The sequence below is a fragment of the Prevotella nigrescens genome (assembly GCF_031191185.1).
Lineage (GTDB): Bacteria > Bacteroidota > Bacteroidia > Bacteroidales > Bacteroidaceae > Prevotella > Prevotella nigrescens.
This window is the reverse complement of the sequence record NZ_CP133464.1, coordinates 253,974-271,886: the sequence shown is the minus strand read 5'-3', so window position 1 is coordinate 271,886 and position 17,913 is coordinate 253,974. Positions and strand designations below refer to the sequence as shown.

Here is a 17,913-nt window from a genome sequence, read left to right as displayed (position 1 = left end):
GCGTAGTTTTCTATATTTCTTCCAACTGGCTTGCGGGTATCCAGCCCATGGTCTCATCGGGCAGCCGTATGCCCTTCCACCCGTCAATGCTACTGTCTATTATCTCCACTTTCGTACCTTCGTGTAGCGTAACCGCACTGTCGCCTTTCACATCGGGGGTTTTCTTCACGGTAGCAATGGAGGCAACGATTACTGCCTGGTTGGCATTCCGCTTCTCGTTCTGCTGCATTTTGGCAAAGGTAACGCAGAGAACAAAGAGCAAAAGCAGTCCCAAGGCAGAGAAGAAACCTATTTTCCGCTTCGTTACATCGAGTGCCAGGAAGTATAAGAGCAGGAACGACAGACAGAGCAGGAGCACCACTAAACTTACAACAGCCCAGGCATCGATGCTCAAGGAGTAGACTACGGCGTGCAGCCAGTGCATGAAGAAGATGTCGGACTCGGGCGACAGCCTGTCGATGGTCCTTGCCTGGGCAAGCTGCAGGTTGTATCTTGCGTCCTCGTCGCTGGGTACTAACTTCAACGCACGCTCGTAAGCGATGATGGCCTGCGTAACATCGTTCTTGCGATAATAGGCATTTCCAAGGTTGTAATAGAGTATGCCCGATGGCTTTTGCTTTATCAACAGTTTGTAAATGCGTATGGCTTCGGAGTAGTTAGCCTTGTTATAAGCCCTTGCTGCCTCGTCCAAGGTTACGGCAGAGGCACGCAGCGAAAGAGCCGAAAGCCCCAGGACGATGGTGAATAACAGCAAAAAGGCTCTGCCGTTGCCCTTTTTGCCGGCTTTGTTGCGCTGGTTTCTCATTGCTTCTTCTATGTCGGTAATGGCTTTTACAGCCGCATCGTAGGTGAGAGACATGTTGCCTCGTTCGTCGCCGGGGGCGTAACGCTGGAACTCGCACTCGTCCAACGCAGCAACAAACTTGTCTATCACGCTTCCGTCTATGCCCAGTTCGGCAAACTTTTCCTTCACATTGTCGCGCGAAAGCTGCTCTACCGGCACGTTCAGTTTGTCGCTGACATAGCCCCAGAGTGCCCTCAGGTTCTCGTCGTAGAAGTCTTCTGCCTTGTGCATTTCCAAGAAAACGTTGGCTTTGTGCAGCCGGTTCAGGGCTACATGCTCGGCATTCTTGCCCTTCAGCCGGGCTATGTCGCCTTTAATGTTGGCTCGCTTGCGCAGCATTGTAAGCGCGCAGACAAAGCCACCCACCAACAACAACACTGCAAGCCAATAGGTCCACGAGTTGAAGAAGTTGGTTTCAGCCAGCATGTCGGTCTCCCTTGTCTTCAGTCCGCGTATGTCTTGCTTGCCGTTTCCGGTGAAAGCCTCAACGTCCTGAGTAGTTCCGTCGCCCTTTGCCACATTGACTTGGAAGGCTTGTGTGGTTAGAGTCCGATACGAATTGGTGGTGGTGTCGAAGTAAACAAAGCTGACCGGCGGCACGGTATATTTGCCTTGCTTGCGCGGAACAGCCAGGAAGTCGTAGACAATACTGCCCTCCACGCCGTTAGAAGTAAGGTGCGTCTTGTCCGTCAGCTTCGGGTCGTACACGTCGAACCCACCGGGAAACTTCACAACAGGCTGCCGCATGAGCTTCAGGTTACCCACTCCGGCTATCACGACACGCAGGTTTATGGGATTGCCTTCCCTTACATTGTTCTTGCTCAACTGTGCTGTCATGCTGAGCTTGCCCACCGCTCCGGAGAAGTTTGCAGGCTTTTGGGGCAGTGGCTTCACGTCGATGGTGATGCCGTCTGTCCGGATTTGTCTTGTAATGTCGCCTCCATCGTCCATGAAAGCGAACGGGTCGAAGTCGTCGATGTTGCGTCTTATCACGCCCGTAAAGGTTACGGCGGGTATCCGTAGCTTGCCCGTTACCTGCGGATATACCACATACTGGCTCCACGTCGTGGTGTGATAGGTGCGCCCGTTCAGCCTTTCGGTACGGAAAGTTTTCTGTTGCGGCAACGGAATTTCCTGCACGTGGGAGCCTTTTATGTCGGGCATCTTGCCTGCCATGCGCACCAAATTCACGTTGGTATATACCTTATAGGTAAGCAGAACGGGTTCCTGTTCGTGCACCGTACGCTTGTTTGCCGTTACTTTAACAAACAAGTCTTTGCCCATAGGCACTCTGCTTTCGGGCCGTGTAATGCTTATGTCCGCCCTTGCAGCACCGTTCGACTGTGCCGAACGGCTTACATTGGCATTTCCAGAGGCTGTTATCTTTACCGGTGTGGACGCCAAGCGCTGCCCATTCACTACAATCCGGGCGGGTGGAATGTTGAAATTGCCTCGCTTTGTAGCCATGAAGACATAGGTGTACGACTCTGACGACGAGCTGCTCATGTGCCCATTCATCATCTGGAGGTTACGTTGCGATGTGTAATAGGGTCCTGCCAGCAATTCAACACCAGAGGGCATCTTGCCCAATTTCAGCCCTTCCACGTTGTCGGTGTAGATAATATACTCTATCTGGAACTGCTCTCCAACCTCCACTTGGCGCGGTGCCAACACGCGAACGTGCTGTGCCACCGCTGTAAACGGCAGCAAAACGAGCAGCAGTATGTTAATATATCGTTTCATAAAGCGTTACCAATTCTTGTCCAAATGCCTACTTTGAGGTTGTTGCATATACTTCTTGAGCCGCTCTTGCGTTGCTTTTTCTTCCTGCATTGCCGCATTCAGCATCTGCTCGGCGTTGTCTTTGCTCATTCCCTGGTCCTGTTTGGGTTTGTTCTGAGGCTTGTCCTGCTTGTTGTTGTCTTTATTTTTGTTCTTGTTGTTATCGTTCTTGTTGTTCTTCTGCTGCTGTTTATTGTTCTTTTGCTGCTGCTGTTGCTTCTTTAAAAGACGCATGCACTGTGTAAGATTGTAGCGTGCGTTGGCGTGATGGGGATTGTTTCGCAGTGCATTCTTGTAGGCTTCGATGGCTTTTTGGTAGTCTTTCTTTGCCTGATATACCGTTCCCATGTTGTGGAAAGCACTGGCACGGCGAGCCTTGTCGGTCTCGTTCTTTGTTGCCAACGTGTAGTTTTGCAGAGCCAAAGAGTCTTTGTGCTGTGCCTGCATGGCGCAACCTAAGTTGTAAGCAGCTATTGCGTTGTGCGCATTGGCAGCCAAAGCCTTGCGGAAATTCACCTCTGCCACACCGTATTTCCTATCGGCAAAGGCTGCATTACCCTTCCGAATGTACTGCCTGTCGGTCTGTGCCGTTGCCGAAAGTAGGGCAAAGGCAAGACAAAGCAATATGTATAGTCTTCTAATCATTTATTTCTTGGTAAACAAATTCATGCGATTGAGCAGCGGGTTCTGGCGTTCCCTCATCAGCACTTCGGCTATAAGAAGCAGCAAGACAATGGCTGCGATGGCTGGGAACTGTTCTGCATAGTCGCTATATGTCATACTTTCTATCTCTCCGTGCTGCATTTTTGCAATCTCGTTGTCGAGCATTTGCTCTGCGCCGGTGGTGTTATCGACGTGTATATACATGCCTTTTCCAGCTTCGGCAAGCTTTTTACACATGTCTTCGTTGAGCTTTGTCATTACGGTTTGCCCGTCCTTGTCTTGCAGATAGCTGCCATTGTCCATCGGAATGGGTGCTCCTTGTGTTGAACCAATGCCGAGAACGAACACGCGTATGCCTGCTTGTTGTGCCTTGCGTGCCATCTCTTCTGCCCCACCCTCGTGGTTTTCGCCATCGGTTATGATGATGATGGCTTTGCCGAACTTGCTGTTTTGCGTGAGGCTATGCATAGAGAGGTCGATGGCTTTGCCTATATCGGTGCCTTGTGTGCCTATCAGCGAAGGGCTGATGTTGTCTAAAAACATCTTTGCCGACACGTAATCAGCCGTTATTGGCAGCTGTACGAAGGCATCGCCGGCAAATACCACGAGTCCGATTTTGTCGTTTGTGAAACGGTTCAGCAAGTCTTCTACCAATCGTTTGCTTCGCTCCAGCCTTGAAGGAGCCGCATCTTCTGCCAGCATGGAGTTGCTTATGTCCATCGCTATCATGGCTTCTATGCCTTCGCGCCTGTCTTTCGAGAGTTTCGTTCCCATCTGCGGACGTGCCACAATCACCACGATGAGCGCAAGGGCAGCCTCCATGAGGTAGAACTTCAGCAACGGTCGATACCTGGAATAGCCCGGAACGAGTTGCCGAAGCAGTTCTTTGTCGCCGAAGCGAGCCATGCGCTTGCTGCGCTTGAAAGCCCAGACATGGTAGACAACTGCCAACAATGGGACCAGCAAGAGCAGCCATAAGTATGTAGGATTAGCAAATCTGAACATTCTTTCTATTATTCTTGTCCTCTCCGAGCGTCGTTGCGTCCGTCAAGGAATACGTTTAAACACTGTTACTCGCAACACTATCTCTACGAAGAACACCAGCAATGCCAGCATGGCAAAGGGCATGTAGGCTTCGTATCGCTTGCCGTACGATTTGGCATCGAGCTTTGTTTTCTCCAATTTGTCGATGTCTTTGTATATCTGCGACAGTTCGCTTCGGCTCTGTGCACGGTAAAATTCGCCATCGGTTTGCATTGCAATGTTCTGCAAAGTCTTGTAATCTATGTCGCCAACGAGCCGTCCCTGCGCATCTTTGCCGTCGGTTCCAAGCCCGATGGTGTACACACGGACGCCGAATTTCTTGGCTATTGCAGCTGCAGTCAGTGGCGAAATGTCGCCAACGTTGTTGCTTCCGTCTGTCAGAAGTATCACTACCTTGCTCTTTCCCTGTACGTTCTTGAGCCGTCCGACGGCATTTGCCAGTCCCATACCTATTGCCGTACCATCTTGTATAAGCCCCGTTGTAGACAAATCGCCCCTTACTGCAGAGAGAAGGTTGAGCAACGAGGCGTGGTCGGTGGTCATTGGGCACTGCGTAAAGGCTTCCCCGGCAAAGATGGTCAGCCCGATGTTGTCGTTCGGACGTGATGAAATGAACTCTCTCGCAACCGATTTTGCGGCTTCGATGCGGTTGGGTTCCACATCGTCGGAGAGCATGCTTGCCGATACATCGAGTGCCAACATGATGTTAATGCCCTCCACCTGTTCGTTGCCAACGGGGTTATTGGTCTGCGGACGAGCCAAAACCAGAACTATCAGTGCGTAGACCACACAGCGCAGGAGCATGGGCAGATGTGCCAGACGCACCTTCCAGCTCCTCGGCGTATGCTGAAACGTGAACGTATTGCTCATTCTCATTGTGGGTTCGCTTCCTTTCTTGTACAGGAAATACCATATTATATAAGGTATAAGGAGCAAAAGCAGCAATAAGTATTCTTTGTTTGCAAATTCCATTCGCCTTGCCTTTCCTTTAATCCAACAATTCTGTGATGCCCCATGCGGCGATGGCGGCACACGTCATGGCAGCCATGATGGCACCATACTTACACCAGCGCAATATGTCGTGCATGCGCTGGTTGCGCCGTTCTGCCTCCTCGGTGTCGGAAGGCGGTGGTGCTTGTGATGGCTGATAGCCGCTTTTGGTTTCTTCTATGTAGTCTACCACGTTTCCGAGGTAGTAGTCTTTCTCGTTGTTTTGTGTAGAATACTTGGCAAATTTCACCAAGTCGGCAGTGGCAAACACCTGTTCCAGTTCGGCATTTGTTTCGTTGTTGCTTTCTCGCCGGAGTGTTTCCACGATGTCGGCAGACGTCATTTCCTTTGCCTTCATGCCGAAGCGGTCTTCCAGATACTGTCGCAACACGTCGGTAAGTGCCGTGTAATAGGCTTTCTGGTCGGAGCTTTCGCCGTTGTTGTATTGCGCCTTGACTTGCTCTATGGCTTGCATTGCCTTCTCGTGCGGCAGCAGCCTGCGTCCCTTTTGTTTAGGTTTTACAAGTGGCTTCCTGCTCTTCAGTCGTACGTTCATGGCATACGCGATACCTGACAGAAGCAGTGCCAGCACGCAAAGACCAATGTATGGCAGCCATTCGCGCAGCAAGAAAGGTGGTTTCTGCACTCCGTCGGCGGGTCGGGCGGGTGCCGTTGCAGCCGTATCTACCTTTGTTTCGGTAACGTCAAGACCGAGTTTGCCGGCTGTATAGTTCTTTCCGTCTACCTGTATCGTAACCGTTGGCAGCTCGTAGCGGCGTGCGTCCCATGCGGTAAGGGTGCGTTTAAAGGTCAAGGTGTACGCATCGCCATTGCGGACGGTGTCTATGTGCTGCTCCAAAACCTCTATTCCGCGTGGCACGTTGGTGGTATCGGCAAAGTGTGGATATGCCACACGTGCGCCCTTGGGGGCATTTACGGTTATGTTCCAGTGCGTTTGCTCGCCTATGAGTATCTTTGTTGAATCCAGGGAGGCATTGACGCGCACTTGTGTGGCGGCGGTCATTGCCACGAGGGCGAGGGTTATGGTTGCTAAAAACTTCTTCATCAGCTTCGTTGGGCAAACAGTGCCATTAGTTTTTTAACGTAGTCGTCGTTTGTTGCAACAGATATGTTGTCTACGTTGCTCTTTGTAAATATGGTCTGCAACTGGACTTGTCGCTTGTTCCAATTGGCTTTATAGGCATTCCGTAGCTTCGCACTGCCGGTGTCTACCAGCATTTCGTGCCCAGTCTCGGCATCGCAAACCTTCATCAGTCCAACGTCGGGCAGCTCTTTGGCGCGCCTGTCGTACACCTGGACGGCTATGATGTCGTGCTTCCGATTGGCTATCTGGAGCACGTGCTCGAAGTCGGACCGCACATAGAAGTCGCTCAAAACGAATGCCGTGCAGGTGCGTTTTACCACACGTGTGAGGAATTCCAAGGCGGCATTTATGTCGGTTCTCTTGCTTTCGGGCTCGAAGTTGAGCATCTCGCGTATGATATATAGAATGTGTTTCCGTCCCTTTTTGGGTGCGATGTACTTCTCTATGCGGTCGGAGAAGAATATTACGCCTATCTTGTCGTTGTTCTGTATGGCAGAGAAAGCGAGGGTTGCGGCTATCTCGGTTGCCATGTCCCGTTTTGTACGCTGTATTGTCCCGAAGTCCAACGAGCCGCTAACGTCGATGAGGAGCATCACGGTGAGTTCCCTTTCTTCTTCGAACACTTTCACGAAAGGTCGGTGGAAGCGTGCCGTAACGTTCCAGTCAATGTCGCGGACGTCGTCTCCGTACTGGTATTCGCGCACCTCTGAGAAAGCCATACCTCTGCCTTTGAAGGCTGAATGGTATTGCCCTGCGAAGATGTTCTGACTAAGGCGTCGTGTCTTAATCTCAATCTTTCTTACCCGACTGAGTATTTCGGTGGCGTTCATGTGTTATCCTCCCTTTTCTGTCAGGGCACTTGTATGTTGTTGATGATGTCGCTTACTATTCCCTCGGGGGTCGTGTTGCTTGCCTCTGCCTCGTAAGAGAGACCGATGCGGTGGCGCAAGACGTCGTGAGCCACGGCGCGCACGTCTTCAGGAACCACGTATCCGCGGCGCTTTATGAATGCGTATGCACGTGCTGCCTTTGCCAGATTGATGCTGGCACGGGGACTTCCGCCGAAGGTTATCATTTGTTTCAGGCTGCCCAGTCCGTAGCGTTCGGGATAGCGGGTGGCGAAAACGATGTCGGCAATGTATTGTTCTATCTTCTCGTCGATATACACTTCGCGCACCACGCCTCGGGCTTCCATTATCTCGTCTGCCGATATCAGTGCCGGGGCAGTGGGCAGATGCTCGCTAAGATTTTCGCGGATAATGCGCTTTTCCTCGTCTATCGTAGGGTAATCTATCACCACTTTCAGCATGAAACGGTCTACCTGAGCTTCCGGAAGCACGTATGTGCCTTCCTGCTCTATGGGGTTTTGCGTTGCCATCACCATAAATGGGTTGGGCAGACTGAAGGTTTCGTCGCCAATGGTTACCTGATGCTCTTGCATTGCCTCGAGCAATGCACTCTGAACCTTAGCCGGTGCACGGTTAATTTCGTCCGCCAGGACGAAGTTTGCAAACACCGGTCCTTTCTTGACCAGGAACTTTTCTTCTTTCTGCGAATATATTTGTGTTCCCACTACATCGGCTGGAAGAAGGTCGGGAGTAAACTGTATGCGACTGTATTTTGCACTTATAAGCTGCGAAAGGGTCTTTATAGCGAGCGTCTTTGCCAGCCCGGGCACGCCTTCGAGCAGGATATGCCCATCGCTGAGCAAACCAATCAGCAACGAGTCTATAAGGTGTTGCTGCCCTACAATGACCTGGTTCATGCCGGTAACAAGGTTTGTTACGAACCCGCTCTTCTGTTCTATCCGTATGTTTAGTTCGCGAATGTCTATAGCTTCTGCCATAATTCCTATTGTTTTACTTCTTTCTTGTTATCTTTACGCAAAAGTACTACATTACCATCGGATATATACCAGATTAGCATCTAAATTATATTAAAAAACACTTTTAAGCTTTATAAATTGAAAAACATTGCAAATTGAGTACTAAAAACGTAAAAAAAAGGAACAAAAAAGCCCATTGTCGTCAGTCGGCACGACTGTATTGGGCGACAGATGGTTCATGAAAAGGAATAAAAGAAAAGCCTCGATGCATCGCACACCAAGGCTTTCGTTCTTTAAAGTCATTGAAAAAGATTTCTAATCCACTAAAAAACCAAATCTACATATATTTTTCAGAACCTCCGAAAAGGAGGAACTGGCATGTTGCCTACTGCACAGTACAGAAACACAGCAATCTGAAGAGCCATGCCCTACTGTGCGTCCGCTAAACTGTCAATGGTGCAAATATAATACATTTTTTCCGTTTTTGCAAGTATTTTATTGTTTTTTTCGCAACCGTTCGTCATTTTTTGTTTTTAAAGGAATGTAGGTTTTCCTGCAACGGCGAGCATGCCGATGTGTCATAGCGTGCCGGATTGCCTGCGAAGCCCATCTATTGCCTGCACCGCCATGGTGTAAACATTTTTCGCCATCGTGGCTGTCATGCAACCTGTTCACTGTCAGACCCTTGCAAAACCTATTTTTTTGTTTTCCAAAAACGGCTGTTTTGCACGGTAAAAGAACCTATATTGCAAGGCAAGAAGGCGTGTTTCGCAAGGCAAAAGAAAGCCTGTGAGCTTTCGCATGCGTTTTCTTTACAAAATAAAAGCGCGGGGATACGGGGTTCCCGGAGAGGATATGGAGAAACGGAAGACCAAGTTCAAGGCTAAAAAACAGCCATTGAGAACGACGAACGGTAATGTTTTGAATCTACTACGGCAGATATATACCTTAACAAAACAAAGTGATATTTTCTTCCTTATAAGGTTGTATTATCTGTTTTGGGGGCTTTGCACTTAAAATGGTAGCTCAATTTACCCTCCAAACCTTCTCTTTTGATAATATACATCGAGCTTGGCACTAAGTCGAGGTCCATGTGCTGGGTGAACAAAACTGTATTAACGCCTTTGAAACGGTTCTCTTTCACCTCAAAATGAAATGTGTGTTGGCCTGGCACAACCAAGTATTCGTTGAATGTTCGGAAGGCAAGTCCTCTGCTAATAGGGAGGAAACCATCGTTTATTATTCTCCCTTTTTGCTTAACATACCCCATATCTTGAAGGTCGAAAACCAGTATGGCGTAGTCTGGGTGTTCGCTTATCCATCGCTTTAAACGCTGGTATTGAATAAGAAAATAGACAAACGCCAAAAATAAAACAACTAATACGTAGACGAAATCGCCCTTCTCGGAGAAGATATATCTGGTTGAGGATTTGGAAGAAGGGCTGTTTGTGGTCTGAATTTCGGTTTTGTTAGAGGGTTGTTCGAACACATAGAATTTGCAAAAGAACATACCGGAGCTTACTAAAAATGCTGTGGCGCTGAGTATTACAAAGTTATTACTCCGCCTTAAAAGGTTGTTCCAACGGTCGAGAATGGGGGCAGTCCATTTTAAATATAACATGATTGCAACCACAATGAATAGCAACCACAAGATTAAAAGCCAAGAAAAATCAATGTTCATAACCTATTTTATTTACTTATTTCTTCAGTTTTGTTATCTCTCACAGACGATGAACAACTGTCATAAAAGTGCAACTCGTCCACCATATCATCTTCTTCCACCACGTACTGACACCCTGCAGACAACTGAAGTTCCATTTCTTGGTCGAACAAACGCCTATAACTGCCCTTTCCATGTAGTTCTCCCACCCAGAATTGGTACTTATGTTTGCCTGGCAACACCAAGTATTTATAATAAGACAAGATGTATCTTCCGCCACAAGATTCCTTATTATCTATGCTGAGTATAAATATTTGGCGAGGCGGCATCTCGGGTATCACCTTGAAAGTAAGTATTGAATAGTGTGGGTGTCTACTTATCCACCATATTAAACGTAGGTGTCGGATAAGCGGAATTATAGAAATAACAACTATTACAACTAACATTAAGAAGTAATCTGCCTCGAAAATGGGCTTCGACTGTGGGTTGGTAAGACAGGAAAAAAAGTGGGATATTGATTTAAATTCTATGTTATTCTTTGCTTGATATTCCTCTATATACACGTAAGAATGTGCTATAAAACTTAAAAAAGATACTGCTAAAGCCGAAAGAACTACGAAACGACTTTGCTTTATAGGGTTGTTCCAACGCACATGCGATGGGTTTACTAAGTAGGAAATTATTACATAGCAGCATGCCCACCACAAAAATAAACATAAATAGAATGTACTTGCGTCCATATTTATAAGGTAATATTACTTTATTTTTTACGATATTATTTTGCCCAAACAACGAGTAGAACACCTCGAATGGTAACATTCAAATTCTCTGTTTATGGTTTTCATTCTGCCATTTTACGCATATTAGGAGCAAAACAGCTTAAAGATATATTCAAAGAAGGCAACGAAGGGTGTTCTTGTACGACGTATAAACCACCCGATTTTAGTTCTATCTCTACATCATAGTCGAACATTTTCTGCAAGCTATACCCTCGAGGCACCGATGTTCGCTCCCAAACCACAAAGCTAATTTTATGCTTTCCTGGTGGCACCAAGCATTTGCCCGAAACAGAAAATATATTCATTTGCTTTCCAACAACGCCATCTATCTTTTGTATTTCGATAACATGAAGTTTTCCAGAACACCTTCTCCTACCGAAAACTAGCATTGCATAACCTGGATTAGTGGCTATCCAACGCCTCAAACGCAAGAAAAACACTAAAAAATAAAGGGGAAATGAAATAAGCAAAACTATAAGAAAAACAGCTACAACACCCAAAGAAAGATAGTTGAAACTAGACCAATATGCGGCAGCAACAGTTATAACAGACAGTGTAAAATAGACTACGAACAGCCAAAAACGTTCTTTTAACACATCTTTCCATTTGGTAAACGATGGTCGGGTAGCCATTGCGCTAAAGAAAAATGCCATTATCCATGCCATAACAACAGCAAAAATAACCTCGGCTTCTAATAATAACGAAGCAACATTGTGTGCTATTTCATTTTCTATACCTGTTTCCATAGCCGATGATTTTTATACTAACAATTTGTAAGCCTTAGGAAGATAGCAACCCAAAGCCCGTAGTTTGTGTAGTTTTTTACTCTAATTGAAGTCCCAATTGTTCTATAAGTTTAGCAATAGAAGGGTTCTGTTGCTGCATTTTTTCAAGTTCTTGGCGCGGTGTAAGAATAGGTTTCAACTCTTCAGCCTTAGCCAGTCGCAACATCACATCTATCTGTCCGTTGTGTAAACGCTGTGCCATCGTAGCACGTATTCTACCACGAATGGTCTGCATTTCGTCGAGCAGGATTTTGTTTCCCACCACTACTTCGATGTTTCCGTCGGGCAATATCTGCGGCTTAATGAGCTTCATGCGTTGCGCAAGGCTCACGTTCAGCTTGGCAATGCGGTTGCACATGCCCTTCCATTCCACTATCAGCTCTTGCCAAGTAAAGCTCTGGTGCTCGTCCTTGTTGGTTATTTCTACCTCTTCCTCGTGCTTTTCCTCTTTCTTTCCTTCGTTCATAAGGTTTGCGAACGACATTCCGAGACTGCCCAACCGTATCTTTGGCATGGTGGGAGCAGCGGACGGGGTGCCCGTGGGGGGTGTCTGGGTTGTTACAGTAACGTGTGTTGCAGCACGGTCGTGCTTGTTTTCGTGTGCATTATGCTTGCGGCTCGCCCCAGCCACCTGCGATGCTGTTTGCGGTTGAGCCTTTAAAATAAGATTTCGGAACAGGGTTTTTAACTGCTTAGGGCTACGCCCCGACCCGGGAGAGTCGTCGTCTTTCTGTGTAATCTGCGCCACCTGAATAAGTGTCAGCTCCACCAGCAGCCGCTTGTTCGAACTCTGCCGATATTCCACATCGCACCTGTTCATTATCTCTAACGCCTTGTACAGGAACTGTGTGGGGCATTTTGCAGCCTGTTGCCGGTAGCGCTGGCGTTGTTCGTCGCTGGTTTCGAGCAGTGGGAGTGTCTGTGGGTCCTTCGCCATGAGCACGTTCCGCACGTGCGAAGCAAGCCCGTTGATAAGGTTTCCGCCGTCGAAGCCCTTGTTGATGACGTTGTTCAGGAGCACCATAATTTCGGGAACCTTGTTCTCTACAGCCAGATCCATAATGTTGAAATAGTTGTCTGCGTCCAATACATTCAGGTCTTCAATCACCTTCCGGTAGGTTATGTTGCCCTGGGAGAAGCTTGCCGCCTGGTCGAAAATGGAGAGCGCATCGCGCATTCCGCCGTCCGCTTTCTCGGCAATCACGTTCAATGCCGCCTCCTCGTAGGCTATTCCTTCCTTCTCCGCCACCGCTTTCAGATGGTTGATGATACCCGGAACCGACATGCGTTCGAAGTCGTAGATTTGGCAACGCGACAGTATTGTAGGCAGAATTTTATGTTTTTCGGTAGTAGCAAGAATGAAGATGACGTGTGCTGGCGGTTCTTCCAGCGTCTTTAGAAAGGCATTGAAAGCCGAAGACGACAGCATGTGCACCTCGTCGATGATGAAAACCTTGTATCGTCCAATCTGTGGCGGAATGCGCGTTTGCTCCATCAGCGTCTTGATATTCTCTACGGAGTTGTTGCTTGCGGCATCTAATTCGAAGATGTTGTAGCTCCTTCCCTCGTTGAAAGCCCTGCAGCTTTCGCACTCGTTGCACGCTTCGCCCTGGTCGGTGGGGTGTTCGCAGTTAATGGTCTTGGCAAAAATGCGGGCGCAAGTGGTCTTTCCCACTCCACGCGGACCACAAAACAAGTAAGCATGAGCCAGCCGCTTGCTCTTCACGGCATTCATCAAAGTAGTGGTAAGTGCCTGCTGTCCCACAACGGAAGCAAACGACATAGGGCGGTATTTCCGTGCCGATACAATGTATTCGTCCATCTTTCTTTATTCCTTTTGGTATTGCAAAGATAATAATTTGGTGTTGCAAAGATAATAAAAAGTAGGAAAACGAAACGTCAGAGAAACCGAATTAATTGTTAATTAGCGTAAAATATGAATGTCGCACCACCTTTTTCAAAAAGTTTTCCGTACTTTTGCAACTAATAGCAACAACGGCAACAACACTGCCCATATACGCTGCTACATTTGCAAAAGACTATAAACAATAACTAAAGTAAAAGGTGAACAAGTTTACAGGGCACGTCTTCACGTTCATAAGTCGCTTCAGATACCAGATAACAATAATGGTGGGTCTGCTCATCGTAGGCGTTTTCGACGAGAACAGCTTCCGTCGCAGCATTGAATGTTACTATGAAATACAAGACCTGAACACCGAAATAGCAAAATATAGAAAGCAGTATTATAACGACATGCAAAGGCTGAAGGAACTGAACACAAACCCCGATGCCATAGCAAAGATAGCCCGCGAACGCTATTTCATGAAGGCAGACGACGAAGATATCTTTGTTCTTAGCGACGACGAACAGCCCTTCAAGGGCAAAAATGCATATGAAACAACTGAATAGAATAGAAACAATCATCTATGCAGCCGGCGGTCTGATGATGGCATTGGGCACCGGTCTCTACGCATTCTTCATCAAACAAGACGTCGCCTGCATCGTCATGCTGGTTGGAGCAATAGGGTTCGCCACCATGCAAATGCGGCAACAATACCTTGGAACAAACATTGCCATACGCCGCCTGCGCAGAATCATGGTGCTGGCAGACGTGGGTTTCATTCTCGCAGGGCTGTTCATGGTGGAAGACGTGTACGGAATAGTACGTCCGTTTGCCGTGAATTCCATCGGAGGATACACCACCTACGTAAACATTGTGTACCATAACTGGGTGGTAATATTGCTCATTGCAACCGTAATAGAGTTCTATACGATACACCGGATAGACCATATCATAAAGAAAGAACAGCAGTCTGAAACTTAAAAAAAAGCCTAAATATACCACAAATGTTTTAAATTCAATGAAAAACTTTCGCTACTTCGCAATTACATTGTACTTTTGTAAGACGGCATAAACAAGTTCCTGTTAAAGTCAATCGGCTATGCCGAACTCGCCTTAGGAATGTCGCGGCAATGCGATGCACCGGCGAAGGAAACATAAAAGAATACATTCGATGAACAAAATACTTTACGCTCTCGTTACCTTCATTGGCGCTGACGTCGTGCGCTAAGTCGTATTACATACACGGGACATCGAACATTTCCAACCTCGACGGACGGAAATTATACCTCAAGGGCGGTTCCGGAGACTCGCTGATAACACTCGATTCGTGCGACGTAGTGCATGGAGACTTCTCCTTCAAGGGGTCTCTCGACTCCGTACAGGTAGCCCAAATCTACATGGACGACATGAATTTGCAGCTCCCAATAGTCTTGGAAGAAGGCGACATACAGCTTAAGCTCGACAATACACAGCTCCGTGTGGGAGGCACACCGCTTAACGAGAAGCTCAATACCTTCTGGACGAAGTTCACACAACTACGCAATCAGTTCATTGAAATAGACCACGAGGAAGGTGTTTCCATCATGAATGGGCACGACGAGCAGGCTACCAACACCCGATTAATAAAGAAAGCACTGCTGGTTTATGCCGATATAGACCGTCTTTTTACGGCTTTCGTTACCGACAACTTCGACAATGCACTGGCACCGTGGGGATTTCTTACCAGAGTTTCGTACGATATGACGCCTGACGCCTACCCTGTCTGGATGAACGACTACCTCTATATGAATGCCGTAGGACAGCTTTCGTCGTGGGTAGAATTCATTATGACGAAGGCGCCCGATGCCTTTAAGAACAACGGAGCCATCAAAGACTTCTACGAAAAGTTCCAACGCGCACAGAAAGAGATGAACGGAATGGAGCTGCCAGCACAGGAAACGATGACCGACAACAGCAACATTGCACCACCAACCCCAGCCGAAATGGCTGGCGACACCACATTGGCGAAATAAAAGAAGGTACACATCATATATATACACAAACACAATGAGGAAACTCATTCAAGGCGGAACGATAGTCAACGAAGGACAAATGCTCAATGGCGCAATCGTCATTGAAGACAATCGGATAGCCCAAATCGTAACAGAACACATTGCACCCCGAGGCAATTTCGACGAAATCGTCGATGCCTCGGGGTGTTTTGTCTTACCGGGAGTGATTGATACGCACGTCCATTTCCGCGAACCGGGAATGGAAAACAAGGCTGACATGGAGAGCGAGAGCCGTGCGGCAGCCTTCGGAGGGGTTACATCGTTCTTCGAAATGCCCAACACCAACCCGCAGACCACCACGATTGAGGCACTGAACGACAAGGTGGAACGTGCCAAACGCAGCTCGCACATCAACTATTCGTTCTTTTTCGGGGCAACAAACAACAATGCCGACACCATAAAACAGCTCGACAGGCACACCGTTCCCGGCATAAAACTCTTTATGGGAGCCTCTACGGGCAACATGCTGGTGGACAAGCGCAGTGCATTGGAGCAGATTTTCGCCACTGCAGCAGCCGTCGGACTGCCCGTCATGACGCATTGCGAGGACTCGGGCATCATCAACGACAACATGAAAAGGGCAAGAATGCGCTACGGAAACGACCCCGACATCTGCCACCACAACGAAATACGGAGCGAAGAAGCGTGCTTCCAGAGTTCTCAATTAGCGGTGGAACTGGCGCTGAAACACCACACCCAGCTGCACATTGCCCACCTTTCAACGGCTCGCGAATTGGGTTTGCTGCAACAACCGCATGTCCGCGACTTCGTAACCATGGAGGCTGTGATTGCGCATCTGTACTTCACGAACGACGATTACGCCACAAAGGGAGCACTGATAAAGTGCAATCCGTCGGTGAAAACGGCGCACGACCGTGCCGAACTGCGACGCGCGCTTGCCGACGGACGCATAACGACCGTGGCAACCGACCACGCTCCACACCTGTTATCGCAGAAACAAGGGGGCTGTGCCACCGCTGCTTCGGGCATGCCGATGGTACAATACTCGCTGCCAACCATGCTCGAGCTGGTCGATAGCGGGGTTCTTACACTCGAACGGCTCGTGGAACTCATGGCGCACGCACCTGCCAAGCGATTCAATATAAGCGAAAGGGGGTTCTTGCGAGAGGGCTACCGTGCCGACATAGCGATTGTCCAGCCGAACACGCCGTGGACGGTTACCGAGGCAGACATACAAAGCAAGTGCAAATGGAGCCCCATGTTGGGACACGAATACCGCTGGAAGGTGGTGCATATGCTGTGCAATGGTGTCCACATTCTTGACGGAAAACGGTTCAATGCGGACTATCGGGGTGAACAAATAAGGTTTCGTAACGAAAAAATAGACTGCTTATGATTGCACGAATTGTTATTCCCTTGCTGCTCGTCATCGTCCTTTCCGATGTCTATATCGACGCCCACTACTTCCGAAAACGTGTGCACATCACTTGGCAACAGCGACTTGCATGGTGGATTCCTACCATTTTTCTTGTAACATACACCTGCATTCTGGCGTCTATACACAACTTTGCACCCACCAATCTGACGTGGCTCAACACCTATCTTTTCCTGCTTGGGGCGTTCGTAGGACCAAAAACCATCTTCGGAATCTGTTCAATCATCGGGTCAATCATACGCAAAACCATTATCAGAACACGCCGGAACTACGGCCATTACGTGGGTTTGGCGGCTGGAATAGCCGCTTTCTTGGTGTATGTGTACGGTCTTACCTTCGGCTTTTCGCAGATTAGGGTACGCCATATTACGCTTACGGCAAGCGGTTTGCCCAGAAACTTCGACGGATACCGCATTGTTCAGGTGTCGGACATGCACATCGGAACTTTCAATGGGTGGCGGCGCTTTATTCTTGAAAACGAGATGGACAGCATAAAACAGGCTAATGCCGACCTGATTGTGTTTACAGGCGACCTTCAGAACATGCGTCCGAGCGAAATTCTGCCCTTCACCAACCTCCTGAAAACCAGCATGAAGAACGCCATTGCCGTGCGCGGAAACCACGATTATACCGAATACGTAAAACTAAGCCCTAAAGATGCCGAACAACAAAACAAGGATTTCGCAGACATCGTGCGCTCCAAATTAGGCTGGAAGCTGTTGGAAAACAGCCACACAACCATCAGACGCGGCACCGACAGCATCGTTGTTGCAGGCACAGAGAACGACGGCAAACCGCCCTTCCCACAGAAAGCCAACTACCCAAAGACGCTCAAGGGAGTCCAAAAAGGGGCTTTCGTCATCATGCTTCAGCACGACCCATCAGCATGGAGACGCCACATAGTGCCCGGGAAGATGGCGCAGATAACGCTGAGCGGGCATACCCACGGCGGACAAATGCAGATTTTTGGCTTCCGTCCGACCAAAATTCGGGAGAAAAACGACTATGGCGTGTATCGCAGCGGCAACCAGATACTTAACGTTACCGACGGTCTGGGCGGATTTGCACCGTTCCGTCTGAACATGCCAAACGAGATTGTGGTAATCACTTTAAAAGCGAAAACAACAGAATAAGGGATAATATACA

Annotated in this window: 15 protein-coding genes and 1 pseudogene; 5 read left to right on the top strand and 11 right to left on the bottom strand. The window is 48.3% G+C overall.

Annotated elements, in window-relative coordinates; translation table 11 throughout:
• Positions 1-10 precede the first annotated feature (10 nt).
• The 11 genes from RDV52_RS00990 to RDV52_RS00940 form a co-directional block, all read right to left on the bottom strand.
• Positions 11-2,587 carry a BatD family protein gene (locus tag RDV52_RS00990; RefSeq protein ID WP_004367574.1) on the bottom strand — a complete coding sequence of 859 codons (2,577 nt, stop codon included), beginning with the start codon at positions 2,585-2,587 and terminating at the stop codon, positions 11-13.
• A gap of 6 nt (positions 2,588-2,593) precedes the next feature.
• On the bottom strand, positions 2,594-3,271 hold the full coding sequence (locus RDV52_RS00985; RefSeq protein WP_004367573.1) for a tetratricopeptide repeat protein: 678 nt from the start codon (positions 3,269-3,271) through the stop codon (positions 2,594-2,596).
• Entirely contained in the window at positions 3,272-4,294 is a 1,023-nt protein-coding gene (locus tag RDV52_RS00980) for a VWA domain-containing protein (protein WP_004367572.1), read from the bottom strand.
• A 42-nt stretch (positions 4,295-4,336) separates the two neighbouring features.
• Positions 4,337-5,305 carry a vWA domain-containing protein gene (locus tag RDV52_RS00975; protein ID WP_004367571.1) on the bottom strand — a complete coding sequence of 323 codons (969 nt, stop codon included), beginning with the start codon at positions 5,303-5,305 and terminating at the stop codon, positions 4,337-4,339.
• Positions 5,306-5,321: 16 nt separating this feature from the next.
• The gene (locus RDV52_RS00970) at positions 5,322-6,389 is read right to left on the bottom strand and encodes a hypothetical protein (protein ID WP_004367570.1); all 1,068 of its coding nucleotides are present in this window, start codon (positions 6,387-6,389) and stop codon (positions 5,322-5,324) included.
• On the bottom strand, positions 6,389-7,258 hold the full coding sequence (locus RDV52_RS00965) for a DUF58 domain-containing protein (protein ID WP_004361954.1): 870 nt from the start codon (positions 7,256-7,258) through the stop codon (positions 6,389-6,391). The genes RDV52_RS00970 and RDV52_RS00965 overlap by 1 nt, the downstream gene beginning before the upstream one ends.
• A gap of 20 nt (positions 7,259-7,278) precedes the next feature.
• Positions 7,279-8,274, bottom strand: a complete 996-nt coding sequence (locus RDV52_RS00960) for an AAA family ATPase (RefSeq protein WP_004361953.1) — start codon at positions 8,272-8,274, stop codon at positions 7,279-7,281.
• Between the two features lie 955 nt (positions 8,275-9,229).
• Positions 9,230-9,874, bottom strand: coding sequence for a hypothetical protein (locus RDV52_RS00955; RefSeq protein ID WP_223381214.1), 645 nt, complete (start codon positions 9,872-9,874; stop codon positions 9,230-9,232).
• Between the two features lie 68 nt (positions 9,875-9,942).
• A complete protein-coding gene (locus RDV52_RS00950; protein ID WP_223381215.1) occupies positions 9,943-10,359 on the bottom strand; it encodes a hypothetical protein in 417 nt (138 codons plus the stop codon).
• A 395-nt stretch (positions 10,360-10,754) separates the two neighbouring features.
• Entirely contained in the window at positions 10,755-11,438 is a 684-nt protein-coding gene (locus tag RDV52_RS00945; protein WP_004367564.1) for a hypothetical protein, read from the bottom strand.
• A 76-nt stretch (positions 11,439-11,514) separates the two neighbouring features.
• A complete protein-coding gene (locus tag RDV52_RS00940) occupies positions 11,515-13,299 on the bottom strand; it encodes a DNA polymerase III subunit gamma/tau (RefSeq protein ID WP_004367563.1) in 1,785 nt (594 codons plus the stop codon).
• Between the two features lie 242 nt (positions 13,300-13,541).
• On the opposite strand from RDV52_RS00940, the gene RDV52_RS00935 reads away from it, so the two are divergent.
• The 5 genes and pseudogenes from RDV52_RS00935 to RDV52_RS00915 all read left to right on the top strand — a co-directional run bounded on the left by RDV52_RS00935 (position 13,542) and on the right by RDV52_RS00915 (position 17,900).
• Positions 13,542-13,886 (top strand): FtsB family cell division protein, encoded by a 345-nt coding sequence (locus RDV52_RS00935; RefSeq protein WP_004361945.1) that lies wholly within the window; start codon positions 13,542-13,544, stop codon positions 13,884-13,886.
• Positions 13,870-14,301, top strand: a complete 432-nt coding sequence (locus tag RDV52_RS00930) for a hypothetical protein (RefSeq protein WP_004367560.1) — start codon at positions 13,870-13,872, stop codon at positions 14,299-14,301. The genes RDV52_RS00935 and RDV52_RS00930 overlap by 17 nt, the downstream gene beginning before the upstream one ends.
• Before the next feature lie 190 nt (positions 14,302-14,491).
• Positions 14,492-15,332, top strand: a pseudogene (locus tag RDV52_RS00925) (DUF4369 domain-containing protein).
• 34 nt (positions 15,333-15,366) lie between these two features.
• On the top strand, positions 15,367-16,728 hold the full coding sequence (locus RDV52_RS00920; protein WP_004367558.1) for a dihydroorotase: 1,362 nt from the start codon (positions 15,367-15,369) through the stop codon (positions 16,726-16,728).
• Entirely contained in the window at positions 16,725-17,900 is a 1,176-nt protein-coding gene (locus RDV52_RS00915; RefSeq protein ID WP_004367557.1) for a metallophosphoesterase, read from the top strand. The genes RDV52_RS00920 and RDV52_RS00915 overlap by 4 nt, the downstream gene beginning before the upstream one ends.
• Positions 17,901-17,913 lie beyond the last annotated feature (13 nt).

Excerpts from the sequence above, each read along its gene's own strand:
- RDV52_RS00990 (WP_004367574.1), bottom strand. The coding sequence starts at position 2,587 with ATGAAACGATATATTAACATACTGCTGCTCGTTTTGCTGCCGTTTACA.
- RDV52_RS00985 (WP_004367573.1), bottom strand. The coding sequence starts at position 3,271 with ATGATTAGAAGACTATACATATTGCTTTGTCTTGCCTTTGCCCTACTT.
- RDV52_RS00980 (WP_004367572.1), bottom strand. The coding sequence starts at position 4,294 with ATGTTCAGATTTGCTAATCCTACATACTTATGGCTGCTCTTGCTGGTC.
- RDV52_RS00975 (WP_004367571.1), bottom strand. The coding sequence starts at position 5,305 with ATGGAATTTGCAAACAAAGAATACTTATTGCTGCTTTTGCTCCTTATA.
- RDV52_RS00970 (WP_004367570.1), bottom strand. The coding sequence starts at position 6,389 with ATGAAGAAGTTTTTAGCAACCATAACCCTCGCCCTCGTGGCAATGACC.
- RDV52_RS00965 (WP_004361954.1), bottom strand. The coding sequence starts at position 7,258 with ATGAACGCCACCGAAATACTCAGTCGGGTAAGAAAGATTGAGATTAAG.
- RDV52_RS00960 (WP_004361953.1), bottom strand. The coding sequence starts at position 8,274 with ATGGCAGAAGCTATAGACATTCGCGAACTAAACATACGGATAGAACAG.
- RDV52_RS00955 (WP_223381214.1), bottom strand. The coding sequence starts at position 9,874 with ATGTTATATTTAAAATGGACTGCCCCCATTCTCGACCGTTGGAACAAC.
- RDV52_RS00950 (WP_223381215.1), bottom strand. The coding sequence starts at position 10,359 with ATGTTAGTTGTAATAGTTGTTATTTCTATAATTCCGCTTATCCGACAC.
- RDV52_RS00945 (WP_004367564.1), bottom strand. The coding sequence starts at position 11,438 with ATGGAAACAGGTATAGAAAATGAAATAGCACACAATGTTGCTTCGTTA.
- RDV52_RS00940 (WP_004367563.1), bottom strand. The coding sequence starts at position 13,299 with ATGGACGAATACATTGTATCGGCACGGAAATACCGCCCTATGTCGTTT.
- RDV52_RS00930 (WP_004367560.1), top strand. The coding sequence starts at position 13,870 with ATGAAACAACTGAATAGAATAGAAACAATCATCTATGCAGCCGGCGGT.
- RDV52_RS00920 (WP_004367558.1), top strand. The coding sequence starts at position 15,367 with ATGAGGAAACTCATTCAAGGCGGAACGATAGTCAACGAAGGACAAATG.
- RDV52_RS00915 (WP_004367557.1), top strand. The coding sequence starts at position 16,725 with ATGATTGCACGAATTGTTATTCCCTTGCTGCTCGTCATCGTCCTTTCC.